Raw genomic sequence first — 18,466 nt, 5'->3', positions numbered from 1 at the left:
CGGCCCCATCCATCACATGGGGCCGTCGAGTGCGGATTTCACACCCCCAGCTTGTCCCGCAACCCGTAATACCACGCGCCCAGCGCCGCGAAGGGCGTGCGCAGTAGCTGACCGCCGGGGAACGGGTAGTGGGGCAGGTCGGCAAACGCATCGAAACGCTCGGCCTGGCCACGCAGCGCCTCGGCCAATACCTTGCCTGCCAGATGCGTATAGGTCACGCCATGGCCGCTGCAGCCCTGGGAATAGTAGATGTTGTCCCCCAGGCGTCCGACCTGCGGAAGACGCGACAATGTCAGCAGGAAATTTCCGGTCCAGGCGTAATCGATCTTCACATCCTTGAGCTGCGGGAACGCCTTGAGCATCTTCGGCCGGATGATCGCTTCGATGTTCGCCGGATCCCTCGCGCCATACACCACACCACCGCCGAAGATCAGGCGCTTGTCGCCCGTCAACCGGTAGTAGTCGAGCAGGTAGTTGCAGTCCTCGACGCAATAATCCTGGGGCAAGAGACTATGGGCCAACTCGTCACCCAGCGGCGCGGTCGTGATCACCTGCGTGCCGCAAGGCATGGACTTGGCCGCCAGCTCCGGCACCAGATTGCCCAGGTAGGCATTGCCGGCCACGATAATGAACTTGGCCCTGACCTTGCCCTGTGGCGTGTGCACCACCGGGCTGGCACCGCGCTCGATGCGCACCGCGGGTGACTGCTCATAAATCACCCCACCCAGGGATTCCACGGCCGCCGCCTCACCCAGTGCCAGATTGAGCGGATGGATATGTCCGCCGCTCATGTCCAGCATGCCGCCGACATATTGATCGCACGCCACTATCTCGCGGATACGCCGCTGATCCAGCAGCTCCAGCTGGGTATGGCCGAAGCGCTCCCACAAACGCTTCTGCGACTCCAGATGGCCCATCTGCTTAGCGGTGAGGGCGGCGAATACACCGCCGTCCTTCAAGTCGCACTGAATCTGATACTTCGCCACCCGCTCCCGAATGATCCGCCCACCCTCGAACGCCATCTTGCCCAGCAACTGCGCGTGCTGCGGGCCGACACTGCGCTCGATCACATCGATGTCGCGGCTATAGCTGTTGACGATCTGCCCGCCATTGCGCCCCGAAGCGCCAAACCCCACCTTGGCGGCCTCGAGAATCGTGACCTTGAAGCCGTTCTCCAGCAAAAACAGGGCAGAGGACAGACCGGTATAGCCTGCACCGATCACGCACACATCAGTCTCGATGTCATCCTGCAGGGCCGGGCGGGGCGGCACCGGATTGGCCGACGCGGCGTAATAGGACGCTGGATAAGGTGTGTTCGCCATTCTGCAACCTCTGTTTTATATTTTTTACGAGTGCACAGATCCTACCCGAGATAAAAATCGGCCGCCAGCCACCCCCAAAATCTCCATCCCGTGGGGGAAATTAAATATTTTGCATATTCATAGGGTTAGGTGAAAAAAAGGTGTTGACACCCCTTCGGAATTCCGTAGAATGCCGCCTCACAGCAGGCACGTAGCTCAGTTGGTTAGAGCACCACCTTGACATGGTGGGGGTCGTTGGTTCGAGTCCAATCGCGCCTACCAAACAAAATCCGCTCTGCTGGGCGGTCTAGAAGGGCTCACCGAAAGGTGGGCCCTTTTTTGTTGCCTGGGATTCCTACAGAACATTCAAAAAATATCGGGTTCGTTCACACTGGGCAATGTGAACGCTGATCTCGTTGCGGTTAGGGCGTGGCTGGAGTCGGGCTTCTTGTATCTGCCTACCGATTCTTGGCCGAATCGTAAACGCTGCTTCGTTCCCGTTTGCCGACTGCCAGCACCAGGATGACAATTCTTTTATCCTCAACGCGGTATACAAGCCGGTAACCCGCGCTGCGTAATTTGATCTTGTAGCAATCCTTCATGCCGTGAAGTGCATCACCTGGCACTCGTGGGACGGCCTGCCGTTCTTGGAGCTTTCGCAAGAACTGAAGGCGGATGGTGCCGTCGAGCTTTCGCAGTTCTTTCAGGGCTTTCGGATCCCACTCGACTCCGTACTCAACGGCCATTGGCGATATCTGCCTCGGCCTCGCCAATGAGATCGTCGAGAGATACGCGAACAGGTGTTTCGTTGGCGTCGATCCGTGCCTTGATCAAATGTACGAGTTCCAATTCGTCCAAGCGCTCCACCATCGCCTCGTAGACATCGGCCGGGACCATGTAACCCATAACTCGGTTGTGGTTCAGTACGGCCACGGGCAAGCCGTTGGCACCGTTTAAGACGGAGGAGGGATTCTTCTTGAGCTCGGATACGCTGACGGCCACATCGGCCAGAATATTTTGCATAGATCAGACTCCTATATAGGTCTTTATTCTGGTCATTTTGTGGTGGGGTGGCAAGTGCGCTGGATCGCGATTCCCAGCCTCTAGTCGGTAAGCGCACTGGAAGCGTAGATCCCAGCGGCAAAATCCTACAAAAACCTCGGAAACCATCACCTTGCCGCTCCAGCAGAGCGAATCCTATAGTCCTTCCGTCGCCCAATGGCGACTCGGGTTTGGCGACTCGATGGAATGAAGTAGACCTTTTCCATTGAATTGAGGTACTACCCATGAATCGATACATGCCCATCACCGGCATCGACCTTATCCCTGCAACGCTGCTCATCGACACCGAGGCGCCCCTCGATGTCCTCTTTGAAACCGCCGATTACCGCATTCGCACCGTTACCCAGGTTCTGGAGAATATTGCGTTTCGCCCGGATATCAGTTCGGACACCGTAGTGCTCGCCGACTTTTGCAAACTCCTCACGACGTCGCTACGCGATGGGTGTGACGTGATGGATGTGATTGGCAGGCGGTTGCGGGCGCAGGCGGCTGGTTAGAAGAATGGGCGACTTGTGAGTCGCCCATTTCATGAGGCTTGGGTCGGTTGAATAACGGTCGTAGCCCACCGGTCTTTACAGTAGAGTTTTTTAGCAGCCCGCCAGAGGCCAACCGACCCGCGCCGCACGAAGAAGGCTGGCCTTTACAACCAATCGGTGAAACGGGGCAATCACCAAGATGTACGCCCGGCCCAGACGATTGTGACAGTGCACCACGGTTGAAAAAACCAGCTGGCGACTGCCTTCCAGTTCTGCTTCTTCAACACATAGGATCGATATCCGGAAGTCGAGGTGCTTGTCGTCCTCTCCCAGTACGATTTCAGTCTGGTTCGTGCTATAGACCTTGAAGATTCCAACCCGATTGGCAAGGGTTGCCAACTGTTTGGCTGTCTTGAGACCAAAACAGGCAACGATAGTGTCTCGGACTTTCATGAGCCAGCCGATCCAGGAGGGCTGGTGGGTAAGGATGAATCGAGCCAGTAAATCCGGATTGCCAGAGGCACCCGCAGGGAGCCGAATCGCGAAGGCGTCCGCCAGGTTCATCGACTTGTAAAGGTGGGCGATGCCGGACCTGGTGGGGACTGGCACGGAGGTAATGAGCTCAAATTCTCGGTGCATCGGGGATCCTTCCTGAGTTCTGACACGGATTAATTGGATGTTGTTGAAGCGCCCACTGCTCCCTGGCGAATACTGAGCTCAATCACGGCATCATAGAGCGCTTGCTGCCCGGCTGGCAGAACAGGGAGTAACGTCGCACGGCGCTTGTCGACATCGAACCAGGACTCCACCAACCATCCCACCAGATAGAGTGCCGACAGGCATCCGCCAGCGGTTGCAATGTTCCCCCGGCATACAAAAGGCTGGTCCACGCACTCAACTCCCAGGGCTTGCAGGTCCGAGCGTGCATCCGGGTGCGTAGTCGCTTGGCCGTTAAGCAACCCAAGTCGTTCGAGAATGAAAGCGCCGGCGCAGATGGAGCCGATTCGCTGGCGTCTGGCGTCAAGTTCAAACGACGGTAGGAAGTCTGGAGCGGCAAGTGCGGCGGGGATACCTTCCTTGCCGCTGACAAACAATACCGCGTCGGCACTATTGGCCTCCGAAAGCGGACCGTGCACCGAAACAGGCAGGCCGTGCGCCGATCGCACAACAGGGCTGGAACCCACTATTCGGACGTGCCAATCCTCGGTGTTGCGGCCTAAGATGTCCCACATCAGGAACAGGTCGATATCCGTGAAGTGGTCGAAAGCAACCAGAACGATTTTTTTCAAGGCGAGCTCCATGACAAGTGCTGGTGCTCGCAACGTATCAATCGGTTGCCCACCCTACACAGTCTGTATGGTGCTAAACAGGGAGCGAAATAACGGGTGAAAAAACTGACGCGTAACCATTGGATCGCCGCTGGTTTTGAGGCCCTCGACCAAATAGGGCACATGGGCGTTTCGGCCGAGAGTCTTTCGCGCCGATTGAATGTGACCCGTGGATCGTTCTATCACCATTTCCGCAATCGCGAAGACTTTGTCCGCACTTTGCTGGCCGCTTGGGAAGAAGATTACACGGAGCGCATGCTCGCTTATGCGGCGCAGGGGCGTAGCGCGGGCGAGACCTTGAAACGCTACTTGAGTATTGCCGCTGAGAAACAACCAGGGCGGGAAGTTTCCATCCGAGCCTGGTCGCTGCACGATCCGTTGGTAGGCGAGTTTCAGCAGCGTGTCGACACAAGACGACTGGACTTCGCGATACGGACCTGCCGCCGCTTGGTCCATAGGCCAGGCGAAGCAGAGGTGATGGGTCAGATGGCCCATTTATGCCTGATCGGCGGCCAACAGGCAGGGCTGCGGCGTGATGCCGCTCGCTTCAATGGTTTCATGCATCGAGCCTTTTCACTTTTCGAAGGGGCTCTTGCACCGTGGCGGGCTAAGTTGTGACCTGATACCTCCCGGCATAGACGCTATGGGCAGGCCATAGACTGCCGAGACTGGTGCTTGGTCCATAGGAGACGACCATTGATTCTTCCTTCAGACCATGACTCGGTCACCAGAGAGCAATGGCCGCTCAGGTTCTCAAGAAATGTCCTTGGATAACCCTCAGGCTCATCACCACCCAGGCGCATCCAGTTTGGATCTGTCGAGGCCAGGGATCTGTAAGGGGTGCAGGCGGCCAATGTGAGCAGAGAGAGTGCCAAAACCAGCTTTGTCATAAAGTCCTGATCAATCTGCAACATGGCTGATCACCGTCTATTTCCTCGTCCGTGAAGGCGGTCGATAAGTGTGCGGGCAGAAACCGGGCGTGTAGATAGACAGGGCCCTTTTCCAATGCGAGCTACGGCGAGGCGTTGCTGCAATTGACGCTATACGACCCACCTCAATCGGCGGAAACCAGACAGCTGGGGGCAGGGCACCGCTTGAGTTCACGTGTAATCGGACCGTCTCATAATTGTGGTCTGCCCGCGTTTTCCTTGCATCCGTAGCCCACAAGACCATTGTCGCGACTGAAAAAGGGGCAGCGCTCGATTTGAGTTCATGATCTCTTTCTGCTCCACCGCACTGCCACTCTGGTGATGCTCGCTCTCTGTGGGCCCGGCCCGCGAAGAAGGCACGGAGGCGGCGAAAAGGGTTTAAATCTGACCAGGCCATATCCAAGCGTGCCTGCACCATCTCATTTTTTGCCTGGACGATCTGCCCTGCCAAACTGAGCGCCCTTTTCTTGAACTCCCTGTGAAGGGCCTGCTCCTCGGTCTCGTTCCCCAGTGGCGCAACCTTCATCTCGGAGAATGTGAAAAGAACTTTGTCGCTGAGTACATAAAATGTGCCGCGACATTTTTGTATATTCCCGTGAAAGATAAAGTCGGTCGAAAGGAACGCACGTTCGTCTACGTCTATGTAGTACAGCAGCTCACCCAAGTGGTTTCGAACTTTTCCGTCCTGGTGAATCCGGCCCAGGGGGGCGCCATCGCTGCCATTGCCTTTGAAGACCAGGTAGCGGCCGTTCGTGTAGTTGTACGGCATTAACGTTCCTTATTTCGCCCTGACATTGGAACCCCTGGTTTGTCCACTCACCGCACCCATCCATGACCCTTGCCCGCAACGCTATCAGGTCAAGACTGGCCATGCCCAATTTCTTCTGGCGTCTGTTGGCAAATCCCATAAGGCGCCCGATGGTCAGTCGCGTCGACCCGACTGGCTAGCCAATAAGCTGTACATGATTTATATTTTTGTACAGGTTTTGTAATGGGATGTAGGAAAAGTGACCCCCCTCGAAAAGCTGATTTCATGGCATGAAAGTTGGGCGCTGCGCAATCAGATCGTGAAATGCAAGAGCTGTGGCGCCGAGCAGTCCGAGAGCGATAGAGAGCTGACGTTCATGCATGAGCCGACCTGTCTGAATGCGAGATTCGCCACCCAACCCTGGCAGGCGTTGGATGAGGTGAGAGAGGCTTATTGGGTTCCGCCGGAAACCTCATCATTGGATTAGAGCGGGGGAATACAGCGGTGAATCACGGGGGAGATGAGCATCGTGGTGCTGTCCCTATTTCATAATGCCCCCGGCTCGTAGTGGCAAAGTAATGATGCTAAATTCTGCGCGTTCAACGTGTGCGCTCATTTGCCCCACGGGAATACCTAACCTCTCTCAACCAATTCTGTGGATATGGACGTCAATGAACAAAACCAAGCTCTCGATTGCGCTGTCCTGCGCTGTTGCCATCGTGATGTTGAGTGGATGCGCTGCTTCTGTGAAAAGCGGCGGAACTGAGACACTGGTCATCCAGGAATCAGCCAAGCAGAACTTGGTCGTCAACTTCCAGGGAAACAGCAAGGTTGAACAGAACGAGGACTGGTCTCGCCTGAAGCAAGAATGGAGTGACGCCCTGCAAGCGGAAGCGACTCGCGCGGGCTACCACCTTGCCGAAGCCCAGCCGACAAGCCTCGACGGCAAAGACGGTGTGGGCATTAAAATCAACGTGAGCAATTTCCGTTACCTGACCCCAGGCGCACGCTACGGAGCCGGTGTCATGGTAGGCAATGCGTGGGTCAACTCCCGCGCAGATTACTCGGACTTGAAATCAGGCCACCTGATTGGCACACGGACCTATGACACGACATCGTCTGCTTGGGAGGGCGTCATGTCGGCCATGACCCAAAAGCAGGTTCAGGCTATTTCTCAGCAAATCATCAGTGACATCAAGAGCGCGAAAGCCAAGTAAGACGATTCTTGCTTAACGTATCGACGTTTGGATTGGGGCGTTGATCTCATGTCTTTTGCTGTGAAGCTTTTGGAAAAACGGAAAGAAAGCACACCCTGAGGAAGGGGTGATCAATGTCAAAGAAACATCAGGAAAGCAAAGCAGTGACTGCTGCTGACATCGAGCGCTCTATTCAGGCACTGAACAAAATGGCTGAGCGCCTCTGGGGCGATGGCCGGGAAGCTGAGGCGAAAGCGCTGATCGACGCCTTGGATGCTTTAAATAGAGCCCTCGACCGGATCAGAATTGGAGAGAGCCGCAGGGTGCTTCATTGACGAGAAGAGCAGGCCGTAACACTTAATGCCAGTCAGTTAAGCCACAAATCTGTGGGAGCAAAGCTTGCTCGCGATAACGACAGACCAGTCAACATTGCTGCTGACTGACTTAGCGCAATCGCGAGCAAGCTTTGCTCCCACAGGTTTTGCGCCGTTTGATCCTCAACTGACTGGTATTAGGCCGTAACGCGTTGTTTTGAGTGGGGCTGCCTGCCTATGGGAAATGAATTTGTCCCTTTTTCTCTTTCGCCGCAACGCAAAAGCCCCGATCCAAATCGGGGCTTTCTCATTTCCGATAGAGACAAAACCCGCCGGATGGCGGGCTGTGCCTGTCAGTTCTTGCAGGCTACCTGCGGAGGCGCAGCAGGCGTCAGCTTTTTGGGAATGACAATTGAAGTGCCAGGGAAAGAGGCGAGTTCGAAAACCCCGAGGATGCACATAAGCGTTTGCCCGCCATCTTTGTTGGGGCTGTTAGCCACGCCTGCCAAAGCTTCATAGTCTTTCCCTGGTTCCAGCTTGTAAACCAGCGCCTGGCCACCGCAGGACGAGTAAGTGCTGCCATAGCCGCCAATGGTCGCGCCCAGGGTTGCAATCTGGAAGGGTAGATCAGCCCTGACGCGATACTCGGTCACGACCTCTTTGTACGCCCCTTCGGCCATCCGAATGGCAGGGATGTACTCGATAAGAGTGGGCATAACCCGTTGCGGCATGCCAATGCTCGCCGTCTTCAGAGGGTACTGCGGATAGTTGATGCTCGCCGTCCCGTCCCGCCCGAAACGTCCGGCTTCAGCCATTTTGTGACGGGTAGCAGGAGCACAACTGCCAATGATGCTGTCTCCATACACGCTGGAGTTGGTGATGACCCGAACACGGGCCAAGCTCTCGGATTGAGCAGGCTCTTCGTAGGGAACTGAAGGTATTCCAGAGCAACCGGCAAGTGCTGCAGCAAAAAAAATAGCGAAAGTGACGACCCGCATGACCATGTCCTTATGTGCTCGATAACCAAAAAAAAACCGACACGATGGCCGGGATTTTCGTGCACTCCTATACGCGCAGGAGTGGCGGGACGGATGGTGGCTCATTGGCTCGCTGGGGACAAGCAGCTTTTGTCTCAACCAATCCCTTCGCGTCCAACAGTGCACAGGTCGTGATCAGGTGGGGCTCATTCGCTGTAGCACGTCCCCGTCGTCGCTCACCTTGGGAATACTTCACATCTATCTATACTCAGCGTTTCTGCTCGGATATTCATCCGGCGCATTCACGGACGAGGAGAATAGACATGGCTTCCAGCAGCACACTCGCTCCAAATGATGAAAGCGGAATTGTCAGCGCTCTCAATGGCGTCGTCACGAAGACCGATGTGATTGCGACTGCGATAAGGACTGGCAAACACATCAATGTGAAGCTGGTCCGAGGAGGGAGTGCCGCAGGTTGCGAGGCTGCGGTCACTACCAAGAGCGCGGGAGGGGAGCCGGCCAATGCGGCATGTGGAGCACCGACGGTGCAACAAATGATCAGTCAGGTGGGTGGCTCTCAACCAGGGATACCCCAGGTGAAGTTGCCGGAGTTCACTTCTGTTGCGGCTAACTCCGCAAAATGGGCGCGGCGCGGTGGGTGGCTCCTGGTGGAAATCAATACGAGTTATCTCATCGCTGGAGATGCGGGAGAAAGCGGTTGGGTATGCTTGAAGAACGCACCTCTGGTTTCGGCGATTTATATCCCTCATCCCACTGCTGCCTCTGCGCCAGGAGGAAAAGCACTCCCTAACGCTGATTGATGCTCCTTCGATAAAAAACACTGTCGTTTTAGATGAACAAGCATGAGCACCCAATGCTCAGCCCATAGTCTGCTCCACCAACCACTCCCTAAATACCCGCACCGCCGCCTGCCGCTCCCGCCCCGGCACGCACACCACGCTATACCGTGCCCCCGGCAGATTCACCTCAGGGCGATAGCCAACCAGTTGCCCCCGCGCAACCGCTTCAGCAACCAACACGTTACTGGCGAGCACCAGCCCATGCCCGGCGATGGCGGCCTGCAGCGCATGTTGTTCCTCGTCATAACGTCGCAAGCGCGCGTTATCCAGCCAGCTCTGGGTGCCTGCCGCGGCGCACCAGGTTGGCCAGTCGACTGCGACGCTTGAGTGGCTCAACCACGGTACGTCGATCAGCTCGACAGGTGAGTTCTCTTCGGGCGGTTGCCAGCCGGGGCGGCAATAGACGCCGAAGTACTCATCCAACAAAGGTTGTTCGATCAGCTGTGGCTCAGGCATGAACAAGGCGCGGATCGCCAAGTCGATGCTTGCGTCACGCTGGAGGTCCACTACGTCGTTGCTGCTGTGCAGGCCGACGTCGATATCCGGGTGCAACCGATGAAAATCCCCAAGCCGGGGTATCAGCCACAGGCTGGCGAACGCCGGCGTGGTGCTCACCACCAGGGACTGTGCAGCACACGTTGGCGACAGCATTTGCAGGCCATGTTGGATATCGAGCAGGGCCCGGTGGATGTGCGGGTGAAGGCGCTCGCCGTCGGCGCTCAGGCGCACGTTCTGGCTGGAGCGCTCGAACAGTTGCACGCCAAGGAAGCCCTCAAGACTTTTGACCTGATGGGAGATCGCCGCCGGGCTGATGCTCAGTTCCTGGGCCGCTGCCTTGAAGCTCCCCAGCCTTGCGGCAGACTCGAAGCCGCGCAAGGCGGTGAGGGGCAGTTTGGCGAACATGGGGATGGATGACTCAGGTTGAGCGTGGCTCAATTTAGCTCAATTGTGCGTGGGCGCTCAACTCGCCAGGCTGTGGTCTTCTCACACCAATCCGAGAGAGCCACGATGCAAGGCACCCCCCGCAAGATTCTCCAGGCGATTCTCTACGAGGCTGGCGGCGTGCTGTTCGTGGCACCGGCCCTGGCGCTCACCTACGGTCAGGGTTTGGTCTATTCGACCCAGCTGTCATTGGTGATTTCCGCCGTGGCGCTGGCCTGGAACATGCTGTTCAACGGCCTGTTCGAATGGTGGGAGCGCCGCCAGTACTATCGCTATCGCAGTTGGCGACGACGCTTGCTGCACTCCCTGGGATTCGAGGGCGGATTGACGCTGATTCTGACTCCCGTGATTGGCGCGTGGCTGAGTATCAGCCTTTGGCTGGCATTGATCACCAACCTGGGGCTGTTTGTGTTTTTCTTTTTCTATTCGCTGGTTTTTCAATGGGGGTTTGATCGAGTGTTCGATGTACCGCTGTCGGCGCAGCCCGATCAGGATGCGGCGTCCAGCGCCAATGCTCCCTGAGCCTGAATGGCCCCCTGGCCGACGGTCATACCACCTCGGACTCACCTGTCATGAGCGCTGAAGACATTGTGGCTCATCACAATGCGACGCTGGATGGACCGTTCTGCCAACTGGTTCCGGCAGAGGAGTGGGACTTCCAGTAGCGTGGCGGGTATTACCGGAGAGGTGGACGGGCCGCATAATTCAATCCGTACCTCTTCCGGTTCCTCCGGTCACTTGGGCTTGTTGCCCAACACCCGCCGTATTTTTGGAGTGCTCCATATGAAGTTTTTTCTGGGCGCGATCACCGTCATGCTCCTGACCGGATGTTCGACGCTTGCCGAAACCTTTGATGATCACCCGCGTTGTGGTGCTCATCCCTATTGCGGATCTTCCACGGATATCGAGGTGATCAAGGGGGCCACTGAGGAAAATGCTGGCGTGCTCCGTGTGTTGTTGCCGGTGGCGCTCATTGACCTGCCGTTCAGCTTGGTTGCCGACACATTGTTCCTACCGTATACCGCGTTCAATACCGAACCTGCCCATAAGTAGCCAGATTGCCTTGGGGGTGCTCAGCGGGAGCGAGTTCTCTCGCATAATGAGCCCGGTGTCTTGATCCTTTGCAATTTATCGATGTTCTGTTCGTGCATTAGCATTCCTTCACCAAAATCCAGGAAGCATGGCTGTGAGAAACAGGTTTATAGCGGGTGCGTTTTTTCTGCTGATGGCCATGACTGCTCAATCTGCCTACAGCAGTGGGGGAGACGAGTCCGAAGAAAACGCGTCGTTGCTCTGCAAGATGCTGGACGGCCTGGATGCCTTGACCCAGGCTTCCGAGTTCTCGGCCGAGCATCGTACGGTCAATATCGTCATAGACGGGTCGTCAGAAGACGCCGACAAACTCTGTCCGGAAATCCTCGCCCTCGTCGAGCAGAACGAGTTGGTCTTTGCCCAGGGCTGGGCTGTAGAAATCATCTCTTCCAGCCCGGATTATGGCGTCATTGGTACTTGTCCGTTGTTGTGAGGGGGGGCGCGTAAAAGTTGTATGCGCTTCCTGTTTATGATTTAAAGGAGCGGCTCAAGTCGAGCATTGCGTAGCATCATAGAAACCGCGCCTGGAAGGCGCCGACCGAGAGAGGCGGATTGTCTCCAGGTATCTCAAAAGGGATTTTAGCTATGAATCTGTCTCTTCAGGACATCGCACCTGACCAAGTCGACGCGCTTAAAAAACAGTCTCAAGCGGCTTATGACCTGGAAGTCAAACGGCTGCAAGAACAGAACGTTCATCCTCATTCCCTGGCTGGGGTCGGATCCCAACAGGGCATTTGTGGCTACTTCCGCTTCGAAAGTGGCGACAGCATTGACGGGTCCCACACCGAAACGATTCAGATCACGGCTTTGTCCGCCATGATTGGCCCAGATGCTCCTCAACAAGGCATCCGGGTGCGATTTTCAGGTCATGCGACCGGCACGGGCACCCATTTGAATACCTCCAATCTGTACCTGCTGGGTACAGCGCCTGATGCCGTGAGTCTCATCGGGGTGCAATTGACACTGCAGCTGTTGATAAGCGCTGGCAAGATCAAAGTGTTCATCTCCGATGGGACCCGCTTGCAGGCCGTGCTGGTCAATCCCCAGCAGTCTCCACCTGATTTCGACGGAGAGTTCTCCGGTAGCGGCGTCGGTACGTTTACGCAGGTGTGATGTAGTTCGGGCACAAGGCCCTGGCAAATAAGCCAGGGCCTTCCTGGCACCTGTTTCCCGCTATCCCTGCGTATCTTCGGCCAAAGCCGTCAGGTACTCAGCGGCCTTCCGATACTTTTCAACCCGCTCCAGATCCTTCTGGCTCGGGCTGTCTATCCGTGACAAATCACTGTTTTCCGCAAGGTCGGCCAGCTTCACCCGACGCGCCAGTGGATCTCGGGCAGCCCGTTCGATGAAGGCCTGATAGGTCTCGCCTTCGCGCTTGGTAAGGGAATCGATGGCGGCCAGAATCGCCTCGCTGAAACCTTCGTTGCGCAGGTCTGCGAGCGTCACGCGGGTGTCTTCGACCACGTCATGCAGCACCGCCACGATACGTTCGTCGTGATGCGACAGGCGCAACATGACTTTCAGCGGGTGCAGGATGTAAGGCGCGCCACCCTTATCGGTTTGCCCTTCATGGGCCCGTGCGGAAATCGCTATGGCTTTCTCAAGCGTACTCATGCCACCTCACTCGTTCTCCAGGGATACTCGACGCGGGGACTGATGGACCGCGCGGCAATCTTAGCGTCAGACAAGCGTCTTCGATATGAACGCGTTCACTGAGGTATGAGGTTATCGAATAGGGCCTCTTCGAATTATGTGCTTTTCGGAAGTTGTCTTCGGCTCGCATACTGGTTCCTTTTAAGTCGATCCCTAAACGAGGCGCTGTCTTGTCAAACGTTGAACCCCCTCTGCATGAGTTGAAGCGCGAGCACATCTACGACGGGTTCAGGCGGTTGATGCCGATCTCTCTGTTCGTCGTCGTATTCGGGGTCGCTTTCGGCCTGGCGGCTGCGCAAACGGGATTGAGTGATGCGTCGGCCGTTCTCATGAGCACGCTGGTTTTTGCCGGCGCTTCACAATTTGCCGCGCTGGATCTGTGGGGCGAACAGGTGCCCGTGGTGCCACTGATCATCACCGTGTTCGCCATCAACGCCCGGCATCTGTTGATGGGCGCGACGCTCTACCCATGGCTGTGGGAGTTGCCGGTGGCCAAGCGCTACGGCGTGATGCTGGTGGTCTCCGATGCCAACTGGGCCATGGCGATGCAAGCGTTCAACGCTGGCAAGCCGGGGTTTGGGTTGCTGTTCGGGGGTGGTATTGCGCTGTGGGCCGCCTGGATCCTGGGCAGTTGGCTGGGCCTGCATTTTGGCAGCGCCATCCAGAATCCCGTCAGTTTCGGGCTCGACATGGTGATGGGGTGTTTCCTGTTGGCGATGGTGGTGGGCGGGAAGAAGAACCCGCGCATGTTCATCATCTGGACCGTCGCGGCCTGCTCTTCGCTGATGGCTTACTGGTACTTACCGGCTAACAGTCATGTCGTTGTGGGGGCTTTGGCGGGAGGGCTGTTGGGCGCGTTGTGGATGGAGAAAAAACAATGAATATCGCAACGGCGGGGTATGGCACGCTGGTCATCATCCTGATCATGGCACTCGTGACATTGGCGACTCGCTGGGGCGGGGTTTTCGTGATGTCGTTCGTACCGATCAACTATCGGGTGCAGCAGTTCATCACCGCCATGTCGGGCTCGGTATTGGTGGCGGTCCTGGCACCGATGGCGGTCAAGGGGGATGACGGCGCACGCCTGGCCTTGCTCACCACGGCAGTTGTCATGCTGGTCCTGAAGAAACCGTTGCCGGCGATTGCGGCGGGCATACTGGCGGCAGCGCTGGTGAGGCAGTTCTGAGATGCAAATCGCCCGCTTACAGGCGGGCGATAAATTAATGTCACTCAGGTCAGAAGCTCAGGGCTGCGGTCTCCCCGAATGAATGTTCCTGTACGCCAGCCATGAAGTGCAGCGGCATCTGTTGCTTCGCCTCAATCGGCGTAATTTCAAAACTGCCGACTACTTGAACGTGAAGTGCACTCAGCCGTATCAATTCCTCTTCCTTTGCCTTTGCCATTCTCGCGTGGTTCGCTGCGATTTCATTGAGAGTTGACACGGTACATCTCCGGTGGCTGACCAAGCGTGATTGAGTTGCCGCAGCGTCAGAATGTCGTCTTCCTGGCGGCTACGGCAATTGCTGCAAACCCTAAGCCAGACGTGGCCCGGCAGGGCCGGCCACGTCCTACAGGCGACGAATGGAGAGTCGGACGCCAGTGACGTTCCAACCATGCCTCAACAATAAGTCATTAATAATGCATTACACGTCATCGCAACGGGCTGATACCCCGGCGGTGCCAGTCGAGGTGAACGCCGCCCTTATTGCGTGACATTTCTCAGTCGGTATCCGCGCCGATGCGTGTTGATCGAGGCCTCGGGCTTCGATAGGCCACCATCACCCCGAGGCCGATCAGGCCGGTCGCCAACGCCAGCAGCAGAATCACCTTTTGCAATCCGATCGGCGCGGCCAGCAGCGCGACCAATAGGCCCGCCAGCGGTTGTGACAGGTTGTTGAGCAACGTGATAACGCCGACGGTCTTGCCGAAGTCCTGGGGCGGGATGACTTGCTGGCGAATGCTGCGCATGTAGACGTTGAACATTTTGTCGAAGCCGACGACCAGAAGGAAACCCACCACGTAACCCCAGGCGTTTGGACTGAGGGCGGTGATGAAAGCGCCTGTGGCGATCAATGTGTACGACAGGGCACCCAGCCATTTCAAGGGCAGCGAGACCCGTGCCAGGAGGAACAGGATGACGATGGTGGTCACGGCGCCAGCGGCCTGCAACCCGGCGTAATAGTCCTTGCCGGCGCTGTACTGGCCGATGACCATGGCCGCCGAAGTGGCCAGGGTGACGCCTATGATCAGATTGACGCCGATCGCCAGGCTGATGATCTTCTTCAGTTCCGTCAGGTTGCGGATATGGCTGAAAGCGATGCGTAGCGGGTTCAGCCAGAGATCGTGATGTTGCTCGAACGTTTCCAGGGTGACCGAGCTGGTGCGCTGCCAGTACCGCATGGCCAGGTCCGCCAGCAGGAACAGCGCGGCAATCGCCAGTACTACCCAATGCCACGCCCATACTTCCAGCATCAGCGCAGCGATCAATGGACCCAGCACCAGTCCGCTCTGGTCGGCGATCTGCGAGTAGGACAGGGTCTTGGTATAGGTGTAGTGCTTGAAGATGTAAGGCAGCACGACTTCGCGGGCCATGATGCCTTGGGTGGTCAGCACGCCGCACAAGGCCGAGAGGGCGATGATCCAGTAGAGGCCGCCAAAGATCCCGTAGAGCGCCGTGGCGGCGATGCACGCCACGGCGCGGTAGACCTGGCTGATGTGCAGGATACGGATGGGCGGGAACTTGTCGCACAACGCGCCGCAGATCGGAAATGACAAATAGCGCGGCAGGGATTCGACGAAGAAGGCCAGGCCCGCCCAGGAGACGCTGTTGGTGGTCTGGAACACGATCAACGGGACGATGAACAGCAGGATCTGGTCGGCCAGTCGGGAGAGGAACAATGAGCTGAAGAAGGCCAGGTAATCCTTGCGCATGGAACTCCTTGATAGCGTTTGTCAGGTCCGTTAGCGGCGGGGGACGCGATGTGGAACTAATATCATCCTATGCGTCCCTATGTGCAGGGATCTTCCCTTTTTTAGTGAGAGCCATCATGTTCAAATCGCGCTCGTTGATTGCAGTGGTGACTTGCTTCGCCTTGGTGGCGGGGCCTGAAATGGTCGTTGCGGATCCGGGTAACGGCAAGGGAAATGCTCAGTTCGACCAGGGGCCGGGTCACGGACAGGGCAAAGGAGGGCAAGGCAACAAGGGCGGTCAAGGCAACTCTGGTAACCAGGGTGGCAAGGGCAACGCTCACGGCGGTGGCGGTGGCGGCGACTGGCACAACGGCCCGAGCATCGACCGGGGCGGTGTCATCGGTGTGATCGGCGGTTACCGTGATTATTGGAGCCCGGGTCCGGCGCTGCCGCCGGGCATCCAGAAAAACCTCGCTCGGGGCAAACCGATGCCGCCGGGTATCGCCAAGAAGCTGGACGGGCGCCTGTTGGGACGGTTGCCGCACTACGATGGCTACGAGTGGCGGCAGGTGGGCACGGACCTGATCCTGGTGGCGATTGCCAGTGGCATCATTTACGAAGTGCTGAACGGTGCGTTCGATTGAGGCTCGGTTGAACCCGGCGTAGCGGCCTGTTGGCAGGCTGCTACGCCCTCAGTTTTCAAGCTGCCGCAGACGTTTGTACAAGGTATTGCGGCTGACCCCGAGCCGACGGGCCAGGTGCGAGATGTTGCCGCCCACCGCCTGCAATTGGCGGTTCAGGTCTTCGGCATCGTTCAAGTCCACCGACAGCGGCTCCGGTGTGTCCACCGGGTCCATCTCCAGGTCCACGAAGAAATCATCCGGCAGGTGTTCCGGGCGGATCGGCTGTTCCTCGGCCATCGCCAAGGCCACTTGCAGCACGCTGCTGACTTGTCGCAGGTTGCCCGGCCACGGATGACGTTCGAACAGTTCCTGCACCTCGCGGCTCAGGCCGGCCCATTGGGTCGGCTCGCGATGATGTTCCCAAAGGCGTTTGAACAGTGCCTGTTTGTCGCTGCGCTCGCGCAGGGGCGGCAGTTCCAGGGTCAGGCCGCCGATGCGGTAGTACAGGTCTTCGCGGAAACGGCCCAGTTGCACCTGTTCGCGCAGCGAGCGGTTGGTGGCGGAGATGATGCGGATGTCCACCGGGAACAGCTCGGCGCTGCCCACCGGTTGCACGCAACGCTCCTGCAATACCCGCAGCAAGCGGGCCTGGGTCGGCAGGGGCATGTCGCCGATCTCGTCAAGGAACAGCGTGCCGCGGTCGGCCTTGCGGATCAGGCCGATGCTGCCCTTCTGGTTGGCGCCGGTGAAAGCGCCTTTTTCGTAACCGAACAATTCCGATTCCACCAGCTCGGCCGGAATGGCCGCGCAGTTGACCGCAATGAACGGCTGCTTGCAGCGGGAGCTGGCTTGGTGCAAGGCCTTGACGAACACTTCCTTGCCGACACCGGTCTCGCCGTGGATCAACAGCGGAATGTCTTTTTCCAGCAAACGTTCGGCCTGGCGCACGGCCTTTTCCACGCGGCTGTCACCAAAGTGCAGTGTATTGAGACTGATGACGTGGGCGGCGGAAGCAGGGGCGGGCGAGGGCGCCGGTTCGGTGAAGACGCGTGGCTTGATCGACACTTGGTTCGGGCGCTTGAGCATGCACTGGAAACGATTGCGCCCGGCTGCTTGCAGGGAGAACGGCAGGCCGTCGGGTTGGTTCAGCAGTTCCAGCAGCGAGACCTTGAACAGGCTTTCGATACTGACCCGTGACAGGCTCAGGCCCAGCAGGTTGTCGGCCCGGCGGTTGGCGGACAGTATCTGGCCGCTCTCGTCGAAAATCAGCAGTCCGGCCCATTGGCTGTCGAGGTTGTTCAATCCGGTGTTGAAGGTCAGCTGAAAGTGTTCACCGCGGAACAGGTTGAGGATCAGCCGGTTCTCCACGGTCTGGCTCATCATCTTGACCATGCCCAGGGTGTGGGAGGGCGGCAAGTAGCTGTCGCTGGACACGTCCAGCACCGCGATGACCTTGCGCTCGGCATCGAAAATCGGTGCGGCGGAGCCGGTCATGAAGCGGTTGGCCTTGAGGAAGTGTTCATCGTGTTCAATGTGCACCGCCTGCTCGCAGGCCAATGCGGTGCCAATGGCGTTGGTGCCGGTGCACCGCTCCATCCAGCTCGCTCCGGCGCTGAAGCCGTGGGCCAGCTTCGGCTCGATGAAACGCTGGGTACCCCAGGAGGTCAGCACCTGCCCCTGGTTGTCGGCCAGCATGATCAGGCAATTGGAGTTGCTGAGGATGTTCTCGTAGTACGGCAGGACTTCCTGGTGGGTGGTCTGCACCAGAGAATGCTGGCTTTCCAGTAACTGGGCGATGCCTTCGGCGGGCAACGGGTCGAAGGTCGGTGCGCTCTGGTGATTCAGGCCGAAGGCACGGCAGCGGGACCAGGAGGCCTGGATGATGGCGTCGTGGGACAAGGCAGGAGCTGGTGCGGCCATGGGACACTCTCGCAGAAGCTGTTTTTATTGTTGTGGTGAGTTTCGCACAGACTCCTTGTGCTGGGGCAAGCCCCGATTGCCAGGTAGAACGCAAATCCTGTGTGGGAGCGAGCCCGCTCGCGATAGCGTCGGATC

General features: G+C 57.8%; 24 protein-coding genes, 1 tRNA gene and 1 pseudogene. 14 read left to right on the top strand and 12 right to left on the bottom strand.

The window, feature by feature from the left end:
* Window positions 1-38 precede the first annotated feature (38 nt).
* Window positions 39-1,322 carry an FAD-binding oxidoreductase gene (locus tag FGE05_RS10290; RefSeq protein ID WP_139644573.1) on the bottom strand — a complete coding sequence of 428 codons (1,284 nt, stop codon included), beginning with the start codon at window positions 1,320-1,322 and terminating at the stop codon, window positions 39-41.
* A gap of 184 nt (window positions 1,323-1,506) precedes the next feature.
* Between FGE05_RS10290 and FGE05_RS10285 the strand changes: the two genes are divergently transcribed.
* Window positions 1,507-1,583, top strand: a tRNA-Val gene (locus FGE05_RS10285).
* A 176-nt stretch (window positions 1,584-1,759) separates the two neighbouring features.
* On the opposite strand, the gene FGE05_RS10280 is transcribed toward FGE05_RS10285, so the two are convergent.
* Both FGE05_RS10280 and FGE05_RS10275 read right to left on the bottom strand, forming a co-directional pair.
* Window positions 1,760-2,047, bottom strand: coding sequence for a type II toxin-antitoxin system RelE/ParE family toxin (locus FGE05_RS10280; RefSeq protein WP_139644572.1), 288 nt, complete (start codon window positions 2,045-2,047; stop codon window positions 1,760-1,762).
* Window positions 2,037-2,324: a type II toxin-antitoxin system Phd/YefM family antitoxin gene (locus FGE05_RS10275; RefSeq protein WP_139644570.1), complete on the bottom strand. Its 288-nt coding sequence runs from the start codon at window positions 2,322-2,324 to the stop codon at window positions 2,037-2,039. Before FGE05_RS10275 ends, FGE05_RS10280 begins: the two co-directional genes overlap by 11 nt.
* A gap of 263 nt (window positions 2,325-2,587) precedes the next feature.
* On the opposite strand from FGE05_RS10275, the gene FGE05_RS10270 reads away from it, so the two are divergent.
* Window positions 2,588-2,860: a hypothetical protein gene (locus FGE05_RS10270; protein ID WP_139644567.1), complete on the top strand. Its 273-nt coding sequence runs from the start codon at window positions 2,588-2,590 to the stop codon at window positions 2,858-2,860.
* 90 nt (window positions 2,861-2,950) lie between these two features.
* On the opposite strand, the gene FGE05_RS10265 is transcribed toward FGE05_RS10270, so the two are convergent.
* Together FGE05_RS10265 and FGE05_RS10260 are read right to left on the bottom strand one after the other, a co-directional pair.
* Window positions 2,951-3,478, bottom strand: a complete 528-nt coding sequence (locus FGE05_RS10265) for a DUF2867 domain-containing protein (RefSeq protein WP_139644565.1) — start codon at window positions 3,476-3,478, stop codon at window positions 2,951-2,953.
* Window positions 3,479-3,507: 29 nt separating this feature from the next.
* The gene (locus tag FGE05_RS10260; protein WP_139644564.1) at window positions 3,508-4,128 is read right to left on the bottom strand and encodes a DJ-1/PfpI family protein; all 621 of its coding nucleotides are present in this window, start codon (window positions 4,126-4,128) and stop codon (window positions 3,508-3,510) included.
* A gap of 96 nt (window positions 4,129-4,224) precedes the next feature.
* On the opposite strand from FGE05_RS10260, the gene FGE05_RS10255 reads away from it, so the two are divergent.
* A complete protein-coding gene (locus tag FGE05_RS10255) occupies window positions 4,225-4,785 on the top strand; it encodes a TetR/AcrR family transcriptional regulator (RefSeq protein WP_139644562.1) in 561 nt (186 codons plus the stop codon).
* 309 nt (window positions 4,786-5,094) lie between these two features.
* On the opposite strand, the gene FGE05_RS10245 is transcribed toward FGE05_RS10255, so the two are convergent.
* Window positions 5,095-5,865, bottom strand: coding sequence for a hypothetical protein (locus FGE05_RS10245; RefSeq protein ID WP_139644560.1), 771 nt, complete (start codon window positions 5,863-5,865; stop codon window positions 5,095-5,097).
* A 650-nt stretch (window positions 5,866-6,515) separates the two neighbouring features.
* On the opposite strand from FGE05_RS10245, the gene FGE05_RS10240 reads away from it, so the two are divergent.
* Complete coding sequence (locus FGE05_RS10240) at window positions 6,516-7,061, top strand: DUF4410 domain-containing protein (RefSeq protein ID WP_053194322.1); 546 nt, start codon at window positions 6,516-6,518, stop codon at window positions 7,059-7,061.
* A gap of 113 nt (window positions 7,062-7,174) precedes the next feature.
* Window positions 7,175-7,375, top strand: a complete 201-nt coding sequence (locus FGE05_RS10235) for a hypothetical protein (protein WP_139644558.1) — start codon at window positions 7,175-7,177, stop codon at window positions 7,373-7,375.
* Between the two features lie 332 nt (window positions 7,376-7,707).
* Here the strand turns inward: FGE05_RS10235 and FGE05_RS10230 are convergent, their stop codons facing one another.
* A complete protein-coding gene (locus FGE05_RS10230; RefSeq protein WP_139644555.1) occupies window positions 7,708-8,352 on the bottom strand; it encodes a hypothetical protein in 645 nt (214 codons plus the stop codon).
* A gap of 302 nt (window positions 8,353-8,654) precedes the next feature.
* Between FGE05_RS10230 and FGE05_RS10225 the strand changes: the two genes are divergently transcribed.
* Window positions 8,655-9,152, top strand: a complete 498-nt coding sequence (locus FGE05_RS10225; RefSeq protein WP_139644553.1) for a DUF4765 family protein — start codon at window positions 8,655-8,657, stop codon at window positions 9,150-9,152.
* 57 nt (window positions 9,153-9,209) lie between these two features.
* Here the strand turns inward: FGE05_RS10225 and FGE05_RS10220 are convergent, their stop codons facing one another.
* Window positions 9,210-10,094, bottom strand: coding sequence for a LysR substrate-binding domain-containing protein (locus FGE05_RS10220; protein ID WP_139644551.1), 885 nt, complete (start codon window positions 10,092-10,094; stop codon window positions 9,210-9,212).
* Window positions 10,095-10,199: 105 nt separating this feature from the next.
* Here FGE05_RS10220 and FGE05_RS10215 point away from each other — a divergent pair, with 105 nt between their 5' ends.
* From FGE05_RS10215 to FGE05_RS10195, 5 genes and pseudogenes are all read left to right on the top strand, one after another.
* Window positions 10,200-10,655 carry a PACE efflux transporter gene (locus FGE05_RS10215; protein ID WP_139644549.1) on the top strand — a complete coding sequence of 152 codons (456 nt, stop codon included), beginning with the start codon at window positions 10,200-10,202 and terminating at the stop codon, window positions 10,653-10,655.
* Window positions 10,656-10,669: 14 nt separating this feature from the next.
* Window positions 10,670-10,798 (top strand): annotated as a pseudogene (locus tag FGE05_RS30090) (cysteine hydrolase); the annotation flags it as partial.
* A 118-nt stretch (window positions 10,799-10,916) separates the two neighbouring features.
* On the top strand, window positions 10,917-11,186 hold the full coding sequence (locus FGE05_RS10205; RefSeq protein WP_139644547.1) for a YceK/YidQ family lipoprotein: 270 nt from the start codon (window positions 10,917-10,919) through the stop codon (window positions 11,184-11,186).
* 178 nt (window positions 11,187-11,364) lie between these two features.
* Window positions 11,365-11,658, top strand: a complete 294-nt coding sequence (locus tag FGE05_RS10200) for a hypothetical protein (protein WP_241801784.1) — start codon at window positions 11,365-11,367, stop codon at window positions 11,656-11,658.
* 152 nt (window positions 11,659-11,810) lie between these two features.
* A complete protein-coding gene (locus tag FGE05_RS10195; RefSeq protein WP_139644543.1) occupies window positions 11,811-12,338 on the top strand; it encodes a hypothetical protein in 528 nt (175 codons plus the stop codon).
* 60 nt (window positions 12,339-12,398) lie between these two features.
* On the opposite strand, the gene FGE05_RS10190 is transcribed toward FGE05_RS10195, so the two are convergent.
* Window positions 12,399-12,839, bottom strand: a complete 441-nt coding sequence (locus FGE05_RS10190; RefSeq protein ID WP_139644540.1) for an HD domain-containing protein — start codon at window positions 12,837-12,839, stop codon at window positions 12,399-12,401.
* A gap of 209 nt (window positions 12,840-13,048) precedes the next feature.
* Between FGE05_RS10190 and FGE05_RS10185 the strand changes: the two genes are divergently transcribed.
* Together FGE05_RS10185 and FGE05_RS10180 are read left to right on the top strand one after the other, a co-directional pair.
* Window positions 13,049-13,759 (top strand): AzlC family ABC transporter permease, encoded by a 711-nt coding sequence (locus tag FGE05_RS10185; RefSeq protein WP_139644538.1) that lies wholly within the window; start codon window positions 13,049-13,051, stop codon window positions 13,757-13,759.
* A complete protein-coding gene (locus tag FGE05_RS10180; RefSeq protein ID WP_139644536.1) occupies window positions 13,756-14,064 on the top strand; it encodes an AzlD family protein in 309 nt (102 codons plus the stop codon). Before FGE05_RS10185 ends, FGE05_RS10180 begins: the two co-directional genes overlap by 4 nt.
* Before the next feature lie 49 nt (window positions 14,065-14,113).
* Here the strand turns inward: FGE05_RS10180 and FGE05_RS10175 are convergent, their stop codons facing one another.
* A complete protein-coding gene (locus FGE05_RS10175; protein WP_139644523.1) occupies window positions 14,114-14,320 on the bottom strand; it encodes a hypothetical protein in 207 nt (68 codons plus the stop codon).
* 277 nt (window positions 14,321-14,597) lie between these two features.
* Window positions 14,598-15,809, bottom strand: a complete 1,212-nt coding sequence (locus tag FGE05_RS10170) for an MFS transporter (protein ID WP_139644520.1) — start codon at window positions 15,807-15,809, stop codon at window positions 14,598-14,600.
* 116 nt (window positions 15,810-15,925) lie between these two features.
* Here FGE05_RS10170 and FGE05_RS10165 point away from each other — a divergent pair, with 116 nt between their 5' ends.
* The gene (locus FGE05_RS10165; RefSeq protein ID WP_139644519.1) at window positions 15,926-16,432 is read left to right on the top strand and encodes an anti-virulence regulator CigR family protein; all 507 of its coding nucleotides are present in this window, start codon (window positions 15,926-15,928) and stop codon (window positions 16,430-16,432) included.
* A 48-nt stretch (window positions 16,433-16,480) separates the two neighbouring features.
* On the opposite strand, the gene FGE05_RS10160 is transcribed toward FGE05_RS10165, so the two are convergent.
* Complete coding sequence (locus tag FGE05_RS10160; protein WP_139644517.1) at window positions 16,481-18,331, bottom strand: sigma-54-dependent Fis family transcriptional regulator; 1,851 nt, start codon at window positions 18,329-18,331, stop codon at window positions 16,481-16,483.
* Between the last annotated feature and the right edge of the window lie 135 nt (window positions 18,332-18,466).

Source organism: Pseudomonas sp. ICMP22404 (genome assembly GCF_006227205.1).
GTDB lineage: Bacteria > Pseudomonadota > Gammaproteobacteria > Pseudomonadales > Pseudomonadaceae > Aquipseudomonas.
Note: the sequence above shows the minus strand (reverse complement) of the source record. Positions and strands in the feature narration are given on the sequence as shown.